At 65.7% G+C, this 18,690-nt stretch carries 14 protein-coding genes and 1 tRNA gene; 9 read left to right on the top strand and 6 right to left on the bottom strand.

The genetic code is table 11. The features are described 5' to 3' along the window. The gene (locus tag G333_RS0108250; protein WP_018937564.1) at positions 1–1,428 is read left to right on the top strand and encodes a Glu/Leu/Phe/Val dehydrogenase; all 1,428 of its coding nucleotides are present in this window, start codon (positions 1–3) and stop codon (positions 1,426–1,428) included. Between the two features lie 18 nt (positions 1,429–1,446). On the opposite strand, the gene G333_RS0108245 is transcribed toward G333_RS0108250, so the two are convergent. Further along, positions 1,447–2,832, bottom strand: a complete 1,386-nt coding sequence (locus tag G333_RS0108245; RefSeq protein ID WP_018937563.1) for a M17 family metallopeptidase — start codon at positions 2,830–2,832, stop codon at positions 1,447–1,449. 92 nt (positions 2,833–2,924) lie between these two features. Between G333_RS0108245 and G333_RS0108240 the strand changes: the two genes are divergently transcribed. The 4 genes from G333_RS0108240 to mnmD all read left to right on the top strand — a co-directional run bounded on the left by G333_RS0108240 (position 2,925) and on the right by mnmD (position 8,219). Next, the gene (locus tag G333_RS0108240; RefSeq protein ID WP_018937562.1) at positions 2,925–3,902 is read left to right on the top strand and encodes an ABC transporter ATP-binding protein; all 978 of its coding nucleotides are present in this window, start codon (positions 2,925–2,927) and stop codon (positions 3,900–3,902) included. Beyond that, a complete protein-coding gene (locus G333_RS0108235) occupies positions 3,899–4,681 on the top strand; it encodes an ABC transporter permease (protein ID WP_018169799.1) in 783 nt (260 codons plus the stop codon). Before G333_RS0108240 ends, G333_RS0108235 begins: the two co-directional genes overlap by 4 nt. A gap of 99 nt (positions 4,682–4,780) precedes the next feature. Next, positions 4,781–6,289, top strand: a complete 1,509-nt coding sequence (locus G333_RS0108230) for a peptidoglycan DD-metalloendopeptidase family protein (RefSeq protein ID WP_038038130.1) — start codon at positions 4,781–4,783, stop codon at positions 6,287–6,289. A gap of 85 nt (positions 6,290–6,374) precedes the next feature. After that, complete coding sequence (mnmD, locus tag G333_RS0108225; RefSeq protein WP_019628176.1) at positions 6,375–8,219, top strand: tRNA (5-methylaminomethyl-2-thiouridine)(34)-methyltransferase MnmD; 1,845 nt, start codon at positions 6,375–6,377, stop codon at positions 8,217–8,219. Here mnmD and G333_RS0108220 read toward each other — a convergent pair. The 5 genes from G333_RS0108220 to G333_RS0108200 all read right to left on the bottom strand — a co-directional run bounded on the left by G333_RS0108220 (position 8,180) and on the right by G333_RS0108200 (position 13,573). After that, positions 8,180–10,435, bottom strand: a complete 2,256-nt coding sequence (locus tag G333_RS0108220) for a diguanylate cyclase domain-containing protein (protein ID WP_019628175.1) — start codon at positions 10,433–10,435, stop codon at positions 8,180–8,182. The genes mnmD and G333_RS0108220 overlap by 40 nt on opposite strands. Before the next feature lie 93 nt (positions 10,436–10,528). After that, a complete protein-coding gene (locus G333_RS0108215; protein WP_018951468.1) occupies positions 10,529–10,837 on the bottom strand; it encodes a GIY-YIG nuclease family protein in 309 nt (102 codons plus the stop codon). 19 nt (positions 10,838–10,856) lie between these two features. Next, positions 10,857–10,943 (bottom strand) — tRNA-Leu (locus G333_RS0108210). A 58-nt stretch (positions 10,944–11,001) separates the two neighbouring features. Next, positions 11,002–12,969, bottom strand: coding sequence for a M48 family metallopeptidase (locus G333_RS0108205; protein WP_018951469.1), 1,968 nt, complete (start codon positions 12,967–12,969; stop codon positions 11,002–11,004). Positions 12,970–12,982: 13 nt separating this feature from the next. Then, positions 12,983–13,573, bottom strand: coding sequence for a LemA family protein (locus G333_RS0108200; protein ID WP_018145650.1), 591 nt, complete (start codon positions 13,571–13,573; stop codon positions 12,983–12,985). A gap of 121 nt (positions 13,574–13,694) precedes the next feature. Here G333_RS0108200 and G333_RS0108195 point away from each other — a divergent pair, with 121 nt between their 5' ends. From G333_RS0108195 to G333_RS0108180, 4 genes are all read left to right on the top strand, one after another. Then, a complete protein-coding gene (locus G333_RS0108195) occupies positions 13,695–14,534 on the top strand; it encodes a motility protein A (RefSeq protein WP_018145649.1) in 840 nt (279 codons plus the stop codon). Between the two features lie 4 nt (positions 14,535–14,538). Next, positions 14,539–15,369 (top strand): OmpA family protein, encoded by an 831-nt coding sequence (locus G333_RS0108190; protein ID WP_018145648.1) that lies wholly within the window; start codon positions 14,539–14,541, stop codon positions 15,367–15,369. A gap of 204 nt (positions 15,370–15,573) precedes the next feature. Then, positions 15,574–16,437 carry an alpha/beta hydrolase gene (locus G333_RS0108185; RefSeq protein WP_026289455.1) on the top strand — a complete coding sequence of 288 codons (864 nt, stop codon included), beginning with the start codon at positions 15,574–15,576 and terminating at the stop codon, positions 16,435–16,437. Next, positions 16,434–18,689, top strand: coding sequence for a bifunctional diguanylate cyclase/phosphodiesterase (locus G333_RS0108180; protein WP_019628174.1), 2,256 nt, complete (start codon positions 16,434–16,436; stop codon positions 18,687–18,689). Before G333_RS0108185 ends, G333_RS0108180 begins: the two co-directional genes overlap by 4 nt. Position 18,690 lies beyond the last annotated feature (1 nt).

Below are 18,690 nucleotides of genomic sequence, written 5' to 3'. Positions count from 1 at the left end.
ATGTCGGAAAGCGAAGTGCCTGAAACCTTTCGCGATAGTGTCTCACACATGGTCGACCGGGCCATGGGCTACCTCGATCTTCCCGAGGGGGCCCGGGAGGCCGTCAAGACCTGCGACTCGGTCATTCAGGTGAGCTTTCCGATCCGCTTTCGCGACCGCATCGAGGTGTTCAAGGGCTGGCGCGCGGTGCATTCCGCCCATCGCCTGCCGGCCAAGGGTGGCCTGCGGTTCTCCCCGACCATGGATCAGGATCACGCCGAGGCCCTGGCGGCCCTGATGACCTACAAATGCGCCATCGTGGATATCCCCTTCGGAGGGTCCAAGGGCGGCCTGCGCATCGATCCGCAAAAGTACAACGAATGGGAGATGGAGCGCATTACCCGACGGTTCGCCCACGAACTGATTCAACGCGACTACATCAGCCCGGCCCAGAATGTCCCCGCACCGGATGTGGGGACGTCCCAGCGCGAGATGGCCTGGATCATGGAGACCTATCGCGATCGCCACCCGGAGGACCTCGACCATGCCGCATCGGTGACCGGCAAGCCGGTCGAGCTGGGCGGCATACGCGGGCGCCTGGAGGCCACCGGGCGCGGTGTCCAGTACGCATTGCAGGCCTTTTTCCGCGAAGGCTCGGCGGCCCGCGAGGCCGGGTTCGAGGGCGGGCTGGGCGACCAGCGCATCATCATCCAGGGCTTCGGCAACGTGGGCTATTACGCCGCCCGCTTCCTGCAGGAGGACGATCACGCGAAGATTGTCGGTGTCATCAAGAGCGATGGCGGGGTGTATTCCGAGGACGGGATCGATATCGAGGCCCTGCACGACTACGTTCGCCGCAGCGGCACCATGGAGGGCTTCGCAGGGGTCGAGTTCGTGCGCGATGGCAACCGCATTATGGAACGCGAGTGCGACATCCTGATTCCGGCCGCCCTGGAAGGCGCGATCCATCGGGACAACGTCGACCAGATCCAGGCGCGCCTGATCGCCGAGGCGGCCAACGGTCCCTGCACCTGGGAGGCGGACCAGGCCCTGCGTGATCGCGGGGTCACGATCCTTCCGGATGTGTACGTCAACGCCGGCGGCGTCATCGTGTCCTACTTCGAGTGGGTGCGGAATCTGTCGCACATGCGCTTCGGGCGCCTGGAGCGCCGCTACGACCAGGCACAGGGCCAGCACATCGTCAGTGCCATCGAGATGATGACCAACGAGAGCGTCCCCGAATGGATTCGCGATGCCGTGGTGCGCGGGGCCGAGGAGATCGACCTGGTCCGCTCGGGCCTGGACGACGCCATGCGCGAGGCCTTCCGCGAGATGCACGAGGTCCGCGAGATGGAAAGCAATGGCGAGGTACTCGACTACCGCACCGCCGCCTATCTGATCGCCCTGCGCAAGATCATTCGCGCCCGCAGCGACCTGAGCCTGATCTGATTCCCGCGGGCCCCCGCCCTACCGCGCTTGCCCGTAGCGCGACTCCAACGCCGCGAACAGCGCCCTCAGGCCCATCGCCTCGCCGCCCTTGGGCCGCCCCGGGCGCGCGCGGTCGTTGAAGGCCATGATGTCGAAATGCATCCAGGTCGTGCCCTCGGGGACGAACTCCTTCAGGAACAGCGCGGCAGTAATCGCGCCGCCGTGGCCGCCGGTAGAGCTGTTCACGATGTCCGCCACGTCACTGTCCAGCATGTACCGATAGGGCGTATGCAGCGGCAACTGGCAGACCGGGTCATCCCATTCGCGCGCCGGCTCCACCAGCGCCCGCGCCCAGCCCTCGTCCTGGGTGAAGCAGGCGCTGATCTCCGTCCCGACGGCGACACGCGCCGCCCCAGTGAGGGTCGCGAAGTCCACCAGCAGGTCGGGATGGAAGGAACCCGCGCGGTCCAGCAGATCGGCCAGCACCAGGCGCCCCTCGGCATCCGTGTTGTCGATCTCGATCCGCTTGCCGTTGCGTGCGGTCAGCACATCGCCCGGGCGGAAGGCCCCGGCGCCGATGGCATTCTCCACGGCCCCGATCAGCACTGTCAGCCGCACCGGGAGCGCCTGCGCCATGATCAGGCGCGCAAGCCCCAGCACGATCGCCGCCCCGCCCATGTCCTTCTTCATCTGGCGCATGGAGTTGCCGGGCTTCAGGTTCAGGCCACCGGAATCGAAGCACACGCCCTTGCCCACCAGCACCAGCGACGGCGCGTCGGGCGCCCCCCAGGTCAGCTCGATCACCCGGGCCCCGTGGTCGCTGGCAGCCCCCACGGCATGGATACAGGGGAAATCCTGCTCCAGCTTGTCGCTGTCGCTGACCAGATGCAGGCTGCTGCCGAATTCCTCGGCCAGCTCCCGAGCCTTCAACGCCAGATTGGCCGGCATCATGTCGGCGGCCGGGGTATTGATCAGGTTGCGGGTCAGCCCGATGGACTCCACAAACGCGAGCACCCGCGCCTGATCCGCGTCTTCCGGCCACACCAGCCGCGGCGACCGATCCTGCGCCTCGCGGTAACGCTCGAAGCGATAACGTCCCAGGCCCCAGCCTATGGCCGCCAGGTTCTGGATCTCGGGGTTCAGGGAATCGATTTCCAGACGGTAATCCCCCGTTCCCAGGGTCTCTGCCGCTGCGGCCACCATCCAGATCGGAGTTTCCGCATCGAAGCCGGCCAGCACCGCCGCCAGCCCGCCCTCGGTATCCGGGATGCGCAGGGTTGCGCCCGGCTCCGCCTCGAACCCGGAGGCTTCCACCCATTTGCGCCAGCTCTCCGGCGCACTCTCCAGGCGGACCGGCAGCGACTCGCGGCTGACCGGGATCAGGGGAACGGCGGTGTCGGACGACGCAACAAAAACAGAATCCACGCGGCTTTCCTCGAAAACAATTCAAAGCCTTCATAATACCTGCCTTGTCGACCCTCCGGGGTCGTATTCCCCTAGCCTTACAGGATGTGACGATGACGCCAGCGCTGGAGATTCGCGGGCTCAAGAAGACCTACAAGAACGGATTCGAGGCACTCAAGGGCATCGACCTCGAGGTGGCCCCGGGCAGCTTCTTCGCCCTGCTGGGGCCCAACGGGGCCGGCAAGTCGACGACCATCGGGATCATTACCTCGCTGATCAACAAGACCGCCGGCACGGTCAAGGTCTTCGGCCATGACGTGGATACCGACCTGCAGGCAGTGAAGCGCTCCATCGGGCTGGTCCCGCAGGAGTTCAACTTCAACAATTTCGAGCCGATTGGCGAGATCGTGGTCAATCAGGCCGGGTACTACGGCATCCCCCGGCGCGAGGCCTGGAAGCGCTGCGAGCACTACCTGAAGGAGCTGGGGCTCTGGGAAAAGCGCAAGGACATGGCGCGCACGCTCTCCGGCGGCATGAAGCGCCGCCTGATGATCGCCCGCGCCCTGGTCCACGAACCGCGCCTACTGATTCTCGACGAACCCACCGCCGGGGTCGACATCGAGTTGCGGCGTTCGATGTGGGACTTTCTTACCCGTATCAACACCGACGGGCGCAGCATCATCCTGACCACGCACTACCTGGAAGAGGCGGAGACGCTGTGCCGCAACATCGCGATCATCGATGACGGTGCGATCATCGAGAACACCACGATGAAGCAGCTGCTGGCCAAGCTCGAGACCGAGACCATGGTGCTGGATCTCAGCGAGCCGCCACCCGGCATCCCGCTGGATTCCCCGATTGCCCTGCGTCAGGTGGACGAGATGACGCTGGAGGCCGATATCCGCAGCGGCCAGCACCTGAACGACCTGTTCCGGGTGCTGGATCAGGCTGGGATTCGCGTCCAGAGCATGCGCAACAAGGCCAATCGGCTGGAGGAACTCTTCATCCGCATGACCCGCCCCGGCCAGGACCCCAGCCATCTGACCCCCGGCGCCAGCGGGACCACCGAGCAGCCGGAGAATCAGGCATGAGCGACTCCCATCTGCGCGATTACTGGACCGCCTTCCGGACCATCGTCAGCAAGGAAGTGCTGCGCTTTGCCCGGATTTGGGTGCAGACAGTCCTGCCCCCGGTCATTACCACGGCGCTGTACTTCATTATCTTCGGGGGGCTGATCGGCGAGCGCATCGGGGAGATGGAAGGCTACCGTTACATGGACTTCATCGTCCCGGGCCTGATAATGCTGGCGGTGATCACCAACAGCTATGCCAATGTGGTGTCGTCGTTCTTCGGCTCCAAGTTCCAGCGCCACATCGAGGAGCTGCTGGTCTCGCCCATCCCCAACAGCGTGATCATTCTTGGGTTCGTCTTTGGCGGCGTGGCGCGGGGGCTGGCGGTCGGCGTGGCCGTACTACTCGTCTCGCTGTTCTTCAGCCCACTCAGCATCCACAACCCCGGCGTAATGCTGATCATCGTGCTGATGACGTCCATCCTGTTCGCCCTCGCCGGGCTGATCAACGGCGTCTTCGCGCGCACCTTCGACGACATCGCCATCGTCCCGACCTTCATCCTGACGCCGCTGACCTATCTGGGCGGGGTGTTCTACTCGATCAGCCTGTTGCCGGAGTTCTGGCAGGGCGTGTCCATGCTGAACCCGATCCTCTACATGGTCGACGCCTTCCGTTACGGCAGCCTGGGCCATAGTGACTTCCCGATCGCCATGTCCTTCGCCATCATTGCCGGGTTCATTGCAGTCATGTACGGGGTTGCGTTGGTCCTGCTCAACCGGGGCGTAGGGATTCGATCCTGAGACGCGCAGGCCGCGAAACTTCGGGAGACCGCCTTCCGACGCTGTTTATTGCCCGAAAAAACGTGGTATAAAGCGGAAACTCTGCAGGGCAACAGCCATATGGGTAACAACAGAAAGACTTTGCATTTCTTTCTGGCGGGGACCGCCGGACTCACCATTCTGGTGGGCACCAGCCTGCTTCTTGCCTCCCAGCCCTCCGAGACGTCCCAACCGCTGCAAATCGGCGCCGGCAATCCGCTCCCCGCATCCCAGCTCGCGCTCGCCCGTACGGACCATCCGGCTGGCGGCGCGTCGATACGGACGGCGCATAGTGCCGCATTCGAGGGCGGCGCCCAGACCGTGGCTTTTGCCTCCGACCTGCCGGGCGAGCCCGCCGCGGATTACGACGACGCCGCAATCGACCCGGACGCCGAGGCCCCGACGTCCTACGAGACCTTCGATCTCGACGGCGACTCCGATGTCGCCGCTGACGCCGAAGCGACCGACACCGACTGGTACACCCACACCCTGCAGAAAGGCGAGCGTCTGACGGGCCTCTGGGAGCGCGAATGGGAACTCCCGCTGGCGACCCTCTACCGTCTGCTGGACGACGACGACAACGCCTCGATCCTGAACCGTGTGCGCCCCGGCCAGGAGATCGAATGGCAGGTCGACGACGAGGGCTACCTGACTCGCCTGCGCCTGTGGACCGACCGGGCCCGTGGGCATGAGTGGGTCCGCGAGGCCGATGGCTGGGAGTTCGAACTCGGCGAAGTCGAGAACGGCCGCGAGGTCAGCCACCTGATCATTACGGCCGAGATCGATGGCAACATCGCCAACGCCTTGACCGAACGGGCGGATATCTCCGCGCGTGCGGCCAACGCCCTGGCCGTGCTGCTGGACCGCTACCTGCCGGTGCGCACCCACGCCCGTACCGGCGATCAGTTCACCCTGCTGGTCGAGCAGGAAACCCTGGTGGGCGACGACACCCCGCTCAACCTGCGTCTGCTGGCATTCGACTACGAAGGCGAGCGCATCGAGATCCGTGCGGCGCGCAACGTCAACGGGCGCTTCTACACCCCGGATGGCGAAAGCCTCCTGCCCCCGTTCGATCGCCGCCCGTTTTCCGGCAACTATCGCATCAGCTCCGGCTTCAACCCGAACCGTCGTCACCCGGTGACCGGACGCGTGGCCCCGCACCACGGGACGGACTTCGCCATGCCAATCGGAACTCCGATCCAGGCACCCGCCGACGGTCGCGTGACCCGCGTCGAAAACCACCCGTATGCCGGTCGCTTCATCGTGATCGAGCACGGTCAAGGCTACTCCACCCGCTACCTGCATCTGGACCGCCAGCTGGTGCGCCCGGGTCAGACCGTCGAGCGTGGCGACCGCATCGCATTGTCCGGCAATACCGGTCGCAGTACCGGGCCGCACCTTCACTACGAGATCCACGTGAACAGCCGCCCCCAGAACCCGATGCGCGTGGAACTGCCGGAAAGCGACGCCCTGGAAGGCGAAGAGCTCGACCGCTTCAAGTCCATCAGCCAGACCCTGCTGGCCCAGCTGGATAACGGACAGCGCAACCAGCAGGTGGCGTTCACCCCGTTCGAAGAACTGGCCCGCTAACCTCCCATTACGGCCCGTCTCGCGCAATCGCGCCTGGCGGGCTGTGACGGTCCGGTCCTTGGCGACACCCTTGCTCCCCCCCCCCTTGCTCGACTGGGCACGCCTCGAATGGCGTGACGGACAGCCTTTCGCCGCCGACTACGGGGACGGCTACTTCGGCTCCAGCGATCCGCATGCCGAGGTCCGCGAGGTCTTCATCGAGGCCAACGACCTCGCCCGGCGCTTCCGCCAGTGTCAGCGCTTCGTGCTTGCCGAGACCGGCTTCGGAAGCGGGCTCAACCTCTTGCTGGCGCTGCAGGAGTGGCGACGCCACGCGCCCCCCGGTGCCTTCCTGTCCCTGTTGAGCCTCGAGGCCCACCCGCTCGCACCCGCCGACCTAGCGGCCCTGCACCAACGCCTGGGCCTCGACAATGCCGACGCCCGTGAGTTACGGGCCCAGTATCCACCACCGGTTCCCGGACTCCACCGAATCCAGTTCCCCGAGGCCGGGGCCGCGTTGACCCTGGGCCTGGGTGACGCCGCTCCACTACTTGCCCAGATCCGCGGCACCGTGGACGCCTGGTTCTTTGACGGGTTCGCGCCGCGCAGCAATCCCGCCCTGTGGAACACCGGGGTGTTCCGGCAAGTGGCGCGGCTTTCCGCGCCGGGTACTACATTCGGCACCTACACTGCAGCCGGTCAGGTTCGACGCGACCTGGAGAGCACGGGGTTCGATGTGCGCCGGGTGCCGGGGCATGGCCCGAAACGGGAGCGTCTCGTGGGGACCCTTCGGGAGCCCCAGTCGCCCACGAAGTCAGCACCCTGCGCGGTACCGCAACGTGTCGCCATCGTGGGGGCCGGCGTTGCCGGGCTCAGCGCCGCCCATGCCCTTCAGGCGCGAGGCGTGGAGGTCACGGTCTTCGACCCGAACGGTGCCGGCGGTGGTGCCTCCGGCAACCCGGCCGCCGTCCTGCTACCGAACCTGCACCCCCGCGACGGGGCGCTGAATACCCTGGCACTCGCGGGGATGCGCCGTACCGCTTTCCTTGCCGGGCAGCTCGACCCGACCGGCGCATACGGTATCCGGCTGGCAACGGGCGTGGCCTTCCATGGCATCAGTGCCCACGGACGCAAGCGCGTGGAACGTCTGCTGAAAGCGGGTCCCGAACATGCGGCCCTGCTGTTCGACCCTGGCGGGCCCGGTTGCACCGCGGACCCTCACATCTACTACCCGGACGGTCTGGCGATCGACATGCGGGCCCTTTGCGAGGCCGTGGCCCACGGCCTGCCGCCCCTGCGCATGGAATCGGTACAGGCGCTGAAACCGTCGTCCAACGCCGGTACCGTGCAGGTTGAGAGCGACACTGGGTCTGAAGACTTCGACGCGGTCGTGGTGGCGACGGCCGCCGGCGATGGCACCACCTTGTGCCCGGAACAAGCGGGTATCTCCACGGTAACCGGTCAGATGACCCGGGTCCGTGCGGCCTTCCCCGATTGGGGTGGCTATGTCGCAACCGGTCAGGGCTACTGCATCCCGGGAGACGACGGCACCGCCTGGATCGGCGCGACCTATCGCCGCACGGAGGCCCCGGGAGCCGAAAATGAACGGTCCCCTCAGGCCGAGGATGATCAGACCAATCTGCGGCATCTGGCCTGGGTGCCGGGGCTACAGTATGCCCAGGCAGTCGAGATCCTCGCGCAATGGACCGGGGAACGCGCCGTGGTCCGCGATCGCCTGCCGCTGGTCGGGCGCAGCCGGCTGGATCCCGGTGGCCGGGTGCTGTTGAGCCTGGCGCATGGCTCGCGCGGTCTGCTCTATGCCCCGCTGGCCGGCGAATGGCTGGCCGATCACCTGCTGGGTCTGATCGAGCCCCTCGAGGCGCAAACCGCGGCACGGTTCGCCCCGGCGCGTCACTCCGTGCCCGATTCCGGCGCCGCTTCCGACGCGTAGGCCACGTCGTTGCGCCCGGCGGCCTTGACGCGGTACATCGCGTGGTCCGCGGCCATCATCAGGTCCGCCAGGCGCTGACCATCTCGGGGATAGAAGGCGACCCCGATACTGCACGAGAGGCTCTCCTCCACCGGTTCCATGTGGCCGGGGTGCAACTCGAATGGCTGGCGGAAAGCCGCCTGCAACCGTTCGATCAGCCTCCCGGCCTCCTCGCGTCGATTCAACGGCGCACTCAGCACGATGAACTCGTCCCCGCCCAGACGCACCAGCAGGTCATCCGAACGCAGACTGGCCGCAAGCCGTTGCGCCAGCTGGCGCAGGAGTTCGTCCCCTACCGCATGGCCGTACCGATCATTCACCGGCTTGAAACGGTCCAGGTCAATGAACAGCAGCGCCAGTTGTCCCTCCTTGCGATCCGCTCGCGCCGCAAGCCGCGGAAATGCCCGATCCAGCGCCGCACGATTCGCGGTTCTGGTCAACGGGTCCTCCCAGGCCAGGGCCTGCATGCGTTCTTCCAGCTGCTTGCGCTCGGTTACGTCCAGGGCGTGCCACACCACGGCCGACGAGCCTTCGAACGGTGCGTCGATCGGGCGTACCCGCGCCTCGTACCAGCGGGTTTCCTCCGGTGATGGACGCGTCTCGCCTCCGTGGAACACGTTCGCCTCGAGGCGATACTGAATCTCCTGCAATTCACCTTCGCGCAAGGCCCGGCGCACGACGCCGGAAAAGCGCTGCGCGACCTCATCCGGCAGCAGTTCCGCCAGTGTGTGGCCGGCGGCCGTGTGCTGGGGTGCCTGGCCACGCCGCGCTTCGCCAAAGACCGCGCGAACCAGCCCGGTGTCGTCGATCACCAGGGCATCGCCGGGCATGGCCTCGAACAGCGCGTCCTGAAGATCACGTGCCTCGCTCAACGCGTTGAACAGCATTCGGTTGTCGTGTACATCCACAAAGCTCAACAGGAAGGCCCGCTGCCCTTCCCAGTCAATCGGCACCCAGCGCAGCAAATGAAACCGCTGAGCTCCGTCCGCCGTGTGGACGCGGATCTCGCGTCCGCGCGGATTCTCCAATGCCATGGAAAAATCGAGCTTCGGGGGAAGGTGCCGACGATCGTCGGCCTGAATCACCCCCAGCGCCGACAGGGTCTGGCCAGGATCCGGCGACAGGCCGGTCATGCGGGTAAAGGCCGGGTTGGCCCAAAGTACGTGGCGCCCGGCGACCACCAGAGTGGCGTCCGCAAGACGATTCACAAGTCCCTGATAGCGTGTGAGGGCCTCCCGCCGCTGACGGATGCCCTCCCCCACGCGGAACGTATAGCCACTGACCGCCAGCAGCCCGACCACGCCCATCACCCACCAGGCGGCCGGGCGCTCCGTGGCCGATGGGTTGGGGACGGGGTGTGCAAGCATCTGCCACTGGCCCCCGGCAAACGTCACGTCGAGCGCGAGCGGCGCGCTGGCCACGTCGATCTGTTCGGGGTTGTAGAAGACCTCACCGTCGGCGCCGGTCCCGTCGAGGCCGCGCAGTGCCAGTTGCAGGTCGGGAGGGCGCGGTGCCAGACCCGCCTCGCTGAGGACCGTGTCAAAATCCAGCGCAATACTCGACAGTGTCCACGGATTGACGAGTTCCGGGGAATCTTCCGGATCAGTCAGGACTGGCGCGCGCACCAGAAGGCCCCGCCCGCCCTGTGCCAACGTCCAGGGCCCCGCGACAACGGTTTGCCGCCTCTCCAGCACTTCTCGATAAGAAGCACCCTGCTCCGGATGTTCCGCCAGGTTAAGGCCGATCGCGCCCTCGTTGCCGTCGCGCGGGTAGACCAGCGCAAGGGTCTCGCCGCGCGCCAGCGTCAGAGAGCGAATCAGATCCGGCTGGCTGCGATAAAGACGGTCCGCTGCACGATCGAAGTCGTCCTCGGTCAGGTCCGGGTGGACATAGGCATAAGCGGCAAGGCCGATCGTCGCATGGACCGAGCCATTCAGCACGCTTTCCAGTCGGGTCCGAACACTGCTTGCCTCCGAGACCACCGCTTGCTGGTAGCGGTCGGCCATCTGCTGTTTCCAGGCCTGGTCGATCGCTACGAACAGCAGGGCAAACAGCAACCCGGCAATCAGTGCCGCCACAATCGGGCCGCTGATATGCGGTTCGGTGGTGCGGGCGTCGGTCGGCTGGGCCGCTGGCCGCGCTTCGGATCCTTCGGTTGTGTCCGTGGACTGGGGCATGCCGGGCCTTTTCACAGGGACGCTCAGAGCCCTACTATGCGCCTTTCCCGGGCCAGGCTGAACCGTTGCATGGACGCAACACGGACCTTCGCTTCACGCCTCGTAATCGAGCGCGCCCTCGGGCCCATCGTTCTGCCTCTTCCATGTAGCCGCGAGACGTCGCTTCTCGGCCGGTGGCAGGCGTTTGATGCGTTGTTCTTCGCGCAGTGCCTCGCCATGGCCGGGAAACACCTTCGCCCCCAGGAGCTGCTCCGGCGGGTACATGCGGGTGAAACGCGCCCCGCGCCCCGCACGATGGGCGGCCAGGCGCGCCTCCAGTCGCGGTGTGACCCCGGTATAGACCCGGGCACCGCGGCACTCCAGGAGATAGACGTACCAGGGTTGGGGGCTGGCCACGATCACACACCCGGGTAGAAATGATTGGTGGGGACGGCCGGAATCGAACCGGCACGGGCTTGCGCCCAGCGGATTTTAAATCCGATGCGTCTACCAGTTCCGCCACGCCCCCGGAGCGGCCGCATCATACCGCGCGGCCCCGATCGTCGCACCCGCGGGAGCGGGCCGCACTATTCCGCGTCGGCGGCGGGCATCTCCGCGACGGGTAACGGCACGTGCAGCGAGGCCGCGATCGCCCGCAACAGCTCCACCTCCGCGACCACTGTCTGGCCACCATGCGTGATCGTGGCAAGCATCGCCGTGATGAGGGTCTGCTTGTCCGCCGGGCGCAGGGCATCCAGGGCCTCCAGCGCCCTATCCAGCCCCTCGGCCCAGGCGGCCTCATCGGCAGTCCGCTCCAGAGCTGCGGCAATGGCCTCGTCGGTGGGCTCCTCGATCGCCAGGGCCAGAAGGCCCGCGCGCAGAGCTGCCCGTGCCTTGTCGGGGGTATCCGGATGGCCGTGGTGGGCGAGCACGGCCAGCGTGTCCTGCGCGTGGGCAGCATGGCGAGCCAGCCGGTCGCGTCCGCCCGCGCGGGCACGTTCGGGCTGCTCCAGGTCGCGCAACTGGCGCCGCAACAGACGGCCGGTCGCGTATTCGAACGCCGATACCCGGCCGTCGGCGCGGATCAGTTCGTCAATGAGGCCTTCCAGCTGCCGGCGTTCCTCGCGTGGGCGATGGCGCAATACCGGAAAGCTCATCTCCAGCAGCGGAATGCGCAGGTCCGGGCGCAGCTCGGGTTCGGCCTCCAGCAGGGTGCGGACGTGGGACTCGCTCTCCGCCCCCCGCGTGCCGGCAATCCGCAGGAGCTGGTGATCGCGTACTTCCGGATCGTTACTGATCAGCAGGTACAACAAGACATCGACACCCCAGGCATCGGAATGCGCCGCGCGCTCCAGCGGCCCCGGCATCGCCGCCACCAGCAGCCCCGCCCCGAGGATCTGCGAAAGACCCGGGTCGCCGATGTTTTCCATCAGCCGCTCCGGATTCAGGAGCAGGCCACCCGGGCGTTCCGTCGCGTCGCGGTCGCGTTCCTCCGCCTCGGCCTGGGCGTCCTTTTCGACACGACGCGCCTGGGCATCCTTCTGCATCTGCTCGCGGATGGCCTCCAGTTCTTCCGGCTTGAATCCCGGCTCGATCGCCTGGATGCGCTGGACCAGCGGTGGATGGGTCGAAAACATCTGACTGACGGCCCCGGAAGCGAACAGCATGTGTCCGACCTCCTCGGTGTCCGCCCCGAGCTCGGTATGGGCGGCGCCGATCTTCTTGAGCGCTCCGGAAATACCCTCCGGCTGCCGGGTGAACTGCACCGCCGAGGCGTCCGCCAGGTATTCCCGCTGGCGCGAAACGGATGCGCGGATCCAGCGCCCGAAGAACAGCCCGATATAGCCCACCACGATCAGTGCCACGCCCGCGGCGACGATGCCCCCGGCGTTGCGGTTATTGCGCGACAGGCTCATGGCGAGCAGCACACGCTGCCCAATCAGGGCCATCACCAGGATCCCGAACAGCATCCCCATCAGGCGGATGTTCAGGCGCATGTCGCCGTTGAGTACGTGCCCGAACTCGTGCGCCACCACGCCCTGCAATTCATCGCGGTCCAGTTGTTCCAGGGCCCCGCGGGTCACGGCGATGGCCGCGTCGTCCGGCGAGTAACCCGCGGCAAAGGCGTTGATACCGGCCTCCTGCTCGAGCACGTAGACCTCGGGCACCGGCACGCCGGAGGCGATGGCGATCTCCTCCACCACGTTCATCAGGCGCCGCCGCAGCGGGTCACGGGTATCGCCATCCACCCGCGTCCCGCCGAGTTCGCGGGCCACCGCCCCGCCGCCATCGCGCAGACCGAGCGTGCGGTAGAGACTGCCCAGGCCAATCAAGCCAACCGTCAGCACGGTCGTCCAGACCATCACGGCGACATTGCTGGCAAGGAACTCACGGGTCAGCCAGGGTTCGCCCGCAGCGGCAGGCTCTGCCTGACCGAACACCACCAGCACGATGGCATTCATCACCAACACGATGGCGAGTACCGCCAGGCCGAACAGAAACAATAACCAACGCGTCCGGCGCTGCGCCCGGTCCTGCTGCTCGAAAAAATTCATGACGCCTCGGGTATCAGGAGAAGTTCACTTGCACGGGCTCGCGCTTCTGCGGGTCCTCGATCTCCAGCAGCTGCCCCGGGCGGAACCCCAGGTTGTTGGCAATCAGGCTGTTGGGGAACATCTCGCGCAGGATGTTGTACTGCATGACGGCATCGTTGAAGGCCTGGCGGGCGTAAGCCACGCGGTTTTCGGTACTGGTCAGTTCTTCGGACAGCTGCATCATGTTCTCGTTGGCCTTCAGGTCGGGATAGCTCTCGGACAGCGCGAACAACCGCCCCAAGGCCCCCGACAGCCCCTGTTCCGAGCTCGAGAGCTTGCGCACGGCCTCGGTGTTGGTTGGATCACCGCCGACCTCCTGCAGGCTTTCCTTCGCATTGTTACGGGCCTGGATGACCGCCTCCAGGGTGTCGCGCTCATGACTCATGTAGCGTTCCGCAACCTTGACCAGATTGGGGATCAGGTCATAGCGGCGGGTCAACTGCACGTCGATCTGGGCAAAGGCGTTCTTGTACCGGTTGCGCGAGGTCACCAGGCGGTTGTAGGTCCACACCCCCCAGATCACCAACAGAACCAGGATCCCCAGTACCACCCAAGTCATATCCATCCCGCCACACTCCTTGATCGTCGACGAGCCGAGTTTACGCCGGAATGCGGGTAGCACGACAAGGCAGACGCTCACGATGGCGGTGTTTTATGCTGACCCCGGTCTCCTTCCGGAAGTACGCATGAATCTCTCCACCCTCCTCGGCATCCTTGGCAGTCTGCTGGTGTTCGGCAGCGTCATCGCGTTTTCCTCGCAGAATATCGACGCCTTTCTGAACCTGCCGGGCCTCGGCATCGTGGTAGGCGGCACCATCGCGGCCACGCTGATGAGCTACCCCTTCCACGAGGTGATGCGCGTGTTTCGCGCCGGTGCCAACGCGATCCGCGAGGAACGCTACGACGTCACCCAGGATCTCGAGGAGATCGTCCAGGTCTCGCGCTACTGGTTCTCCCAAAACCTGCGGCGCATCCAGGATCGCCTGGACCAGATCCGCAACCCGTTCCTGCGCACCGGCATCCAGCTGGTTATCGACGACACCCCGATGGACGATGTGTCCGACCTGCTGAACTGGCGCATGGCGCGCCTGCGAGCCCGTGAACAGGCCGATGCGCAGATGTTCCGAACCATGGCCACCTATGCCCCGGCGTTCGGGATGCTCGGCACGCTCATTGGCCTGATCAACCTGCTGCTGACCACCGAAAACGACGATTTCACCGTCATCGCGGTGAACCTGGGTATCGCCCTGATCACCACGTTCTACGGCATCCTGCTCGCCAACCTGGTCTTCCGGCCCATCGCCATCAAGCTGGAGCGCCGGACCGAGGAGCGCGTGGTGCTGATGACCATGGTGCTGGAGGGCATCATGCTGATGCGCAAGGGACGCTCACCTGGCTACATCCGCGAGACCCTGCGCTCGTTCATGGAGAATCACAGCGACGAGATCCGCCAGGCGGCCCCGAATGGCGAGGAAGAACCCGAGGCGGACGAACGCGCCAGCGGCGAATCCACGGAGCGGCGCTGAGTCCATGTCCGGACCCAGCCCCTCCACCGCCGAACGCGACGCGCTGCAGGCAGAGATGGATGCCCACGCCGCCACACGCCCGGAGCAGGCCTTTCTCGGTTCCTACCCGGGCGAACGCCAGCGCGACGACGAGCACGCCTGGATCCTGACCTATCTGGACGTTCTGACCCTGGTTATCGTGGTGTTCGTCATCATGCTCACCTTCATGGACCCGCGTGACGATGATCCGAGGGCGGTCTCGGCCAGCCCGATCGCCCTGGCCCACCCGGACCGCAGCGCCCTCATCGAACCCCTGGTCCATTCCTCTCTGCTGGATCGGCCCGCCCTGGAGGAGGCGCCGGTCGGTGAGCGCTCCGGCCCGGAGGTGGTCGCCGAACAGCCCCCAAGCCGCGAGGCCGGCCGATTACGCGCGCGCGCCCCCGAGGGTGTGGACGTCGTCGAGCAACCTGGACGAATGGAGCTGCGCATCCGCGACGACATCCTGTTCGGGACCGCCGAGGCCGACCTGCGCCCGGATGGGCAATCATTGCTCCAGGATCTGCTCCCCATCCTGGAAGACCACCCCGGCACCATCACCGTGGAAGGCCATACCGACAACATCCCCATCGCGACCGAGCGCTTCCCGTCGAACTGGGAGCTATCCTCGATTCGCGCCAGCGGCGTCGTGCGCTACCTGGTGGCCCGCGAGCTGGACGCAGCCCAGCTCCGCGCGGTCGGGCTGGCCGACACTCGTCCGGTTGCCGACAACGCCAGCCCGGAAGGCCGCGCCGCCAACCGTCGTGTGTCACTCATGCTGGAGACCGATGCGGTGCCACACACGGATCCCGGCCAGTAGGCTCGGCTCAGGCAACGTTGCTCGACCGCGACGAAAAAGCGGGTCTTCGCCGGTGCCGCGAGCGCGCGACAGGCGGTACGACCCACGCGTGTTTATTAGCCAACGCATGCCGCCGCCGCAGGATGCTGGTACATTGCGATCAGGGATTTTTCGTTAGCGGTTTGCGCGTCAGGACAGGGGGATACAAGGATGTCTGGATGGTTCTTGCGAAGTGCGGCAGCGGTTGCGACCGTGATCCTCCTGAGCCTGAACACGGTTGCAACCGCCAAGGAAACAGCCGTGATCCTGGAGATGTCGTCCGGGGATTCGGCTGAAGCGGCGTACTGGGCGGGCGAACCGGACATGCCCGCGATCCTGATCCAGCACGGTTTCCTGCAGACCCGTCACTTCCCCACCGTGCGCCGCCTTGCCTTGGCGTTAGCGGACTCGGGGTTCACGGTCCTGACCCCCACACTGACACTGGGGATCGATCGGCGCACGGCGAGCCTGCCATGCGAGGCCGTACATACCCACACCATGGAACACACCCAGGAAGAGATTGCGATCTGGGTCGACTGGCTGCACGCAAAGACCGGCCAGGAACCCGTCGTCATCGGACACAGCGCCGGCAGCATCAACCTTCTCGACTATCTTACGCACTCCCCGGGCAGCCCCGTCGCCCACGCCATCTTCATCAGCGTGACCTATTTTGGGCACGGCGAGGCCGCGTTCGAATCCCCCGAACATGCCGCTCGTGCCCGCGCTGCCCTTGCCCGTGGTGAGGCCGGGCTGGCGGAGTATGCCCTGGGTTTCTGTCGCCAGTACGTCACCACGCCCGCGGCGTACCTGTCCTACTACGACTGGGACAAGCAACGTACCAACCGGGCCTTCCAGTCGTGCGGTGTGTCTTCCACCCTGATCGCGGGCAGCGCCGATGACCGGATCGACCTGGAATGGATCGAGACCCTGCAACAGCATGGCGCAGAGGTCCGCATCGTGGAGGGTGCCAACCACTTCTTCGATCAGTTTCACGAATTCGACCTGCTGGACGAGATCGAGCACGTCCTCCAGGGATACCGCGCGCAATGATTTCCGGCCGAACCCCGTCAATCACGCACTATGCCCTGCTGCTAGCAGCGATCGCCCTGGTCACCCTCGCCAGTTTTGGCCTCTACACCTGGTACAAGGTCGACCAGCTACGCGACGAGATCCAGGAAAGTGGCCGCGAGGCCGCCCGCCAGGAGCTTTCCGGCACGCTCGAGCACGTCCTCACGCAGGCGGCAGAACAGGCATCCAGGTTCGCCCGCTGGGAGGAAGTGCGCCAGCAACTGGGCACGCCGCACTACTATGCCTACTGGAAGAATCATCGCATGCACCAGGCAGGGATCCTGACCGACAGGATCCTGGACGCCGGGATCTATGATCACCAGGGAATGACCTTGCCCGGTTCGGACAGCGACCACTTGCCCGGGAGACTCGAGCTCCCGCCACCCGCTACACGGGCGGTACGGGGCGACACCGAGCCCTTCCTGATGGTCATCGAGCCGATTCCCGCGCCGGACGCAACTCAGCCCCCACCCGGCTTTGTCGGTCTGAAGAGCCGGTTCCTGGATGCCCTCCGCGAGGGCCGTGTCTACCGCCATGTCGATCCCGAATCGATCCGATTCGACCTCGGCGAGCGGAACGCCATCCCCGCGAGGGAGCTTCTGCAGCATGCTCAGTTCGATCTGCGCCCCAATCCCATGGCCGATCAGGTGGAGGACTTGCTGTCGGGCGCGGTGGTCAATCTCGGGGCCATCCTGGGTGTGATCACGCTTGTCCTGTTCTCCACGTTGGCCTATCTGATCGTCCGCCCCCTGCGCGACATCTCCGGCCACGTCGACCGGCTGCGCGAAAGCGCCGGGAGCCTTGTGCTGAAACGCGTCGGCGGGCTGCTGCCCGTCGCGGAGACGGAAAAGATCCGCGAATCGCTGAATTCCTACCAGGCCCGGCTCCAGGACGTCCATTCCAGCCTGGAGGCAAAGAACCGCGAATTCTGGCGCATCGCGCATCACGATGCCCTGACCGGCGTGCGTAACCGCCGGGCCTTCGATGAATGCTGGGACACCCTTCCGCGACTGGCCGCCCGCCACAGCTATCCTGTGTGCTTTGCCCTGTTCGACATCAATCACTTCAAGGCCATCAACGACAGCTACGGCCATCAGACGGGCGACGCGGTACTGCAGAGTGTGGCGCGCAGCATCGACGAGGTTTTGCGGGACGGGGAACACCTGTTTCGTATCGGCGGCGATGAATTCGCCGCGATTCTCCTCAACTTCGACGAATCGGGCGCCCAGCGCCTGGGCGAGCGTTGCCAGGAGAGGATCCGGGCCACTGACTTCACCCAGTACGGGGTGCGGGAACCGATCAAGATCAGCATCGGCCTGGCCGTCGCGCCCGGCAACGATGCACCGGCCATGCAGGCCCTGCAGTGGCAGGCCGACGTTGCCATGTACAAGGCCAAGCGCCCCGGATCCTCGCCGGTCGTGCTGTTCACCCCGGAACTGGAGAAGGATACCCAGAGCCTTTATTCGAACTGGATCAACAATGCCGTGTACGAGGCCACCACCCGGGGAACCGGGATCCGAATGGCCTACCAGCCAGTGGTTGCGCTCAACGAGCACCATCGCTCGTATGTCGAGGCCCTGCTGCGTATCGAACACCAGGGCGAGGTCATCGGACCCGCGGATATCTTCCCCGTCGTCGAGGCGCGCCGCCTGGAGGTCGACCTGGACCGGGCCGTACTAACCCGCATCCTCGGCGATCTGCGGGCCTCCCTCATCCCGCCAGGGGTCGGTATCTCGATCAATCTGTCGGGCCCCACCATCGTGAATGCCGCGCTTATCCAGTGGCTGGAGGTCTTCGTCCCCTTCCTGCAGGATCGGCCAATCATCCTCGAGGTCACGGAGACCGCCCTGATCACCGAGATCGGGCTGGCGACGGAAAATCTCCAGCGACTACGTCAGCAAGGGTTCCTGGTCGCCCTCGACGATTTCGGCAGCGGCTACTCTTCCATCCGCTATCTGGCTTCCATGCCCGTGGATACCGTCAAGTTCGATATCACCCTGATACGCAGCCTGGATGTCCCGGACCAGCACCACATCCTCGAGGCCCTGGTCCAGATGATCCGCGATGTGGGCTACACCACCGTGGCGGAAGGGATCGAGACCGCCGAACAACTCAGCCGGGTACACGCCCTGAAGTTCGATTTCGCACAGGGCTACCATCTCGGGCACCCTGCCCCGGTTTCGCAAGGCCTCCCACGGGTCCTGCAGGCTCATGCAGGCATTTCCCGGATGTGAT

The organism is Thioalkalivibrio sp. AKL10 (genome assembly GCF_000381845.1).
In the GTDB taxonomy this organism is placed as follows: domain Bacteria; phylum Pseudomonadota; class Gammaproteobacteria; order Ectothiorhodospirales; family Ectothiorhodospiraceae; genus Thioalkalivibrio; species Thioalkalivibrio versutus.
The sequence above is the reverse complement of the archived record's forward strand: the minus strand, read 5'-3'. Positions and strand labels throughout refer to the sequence as shown.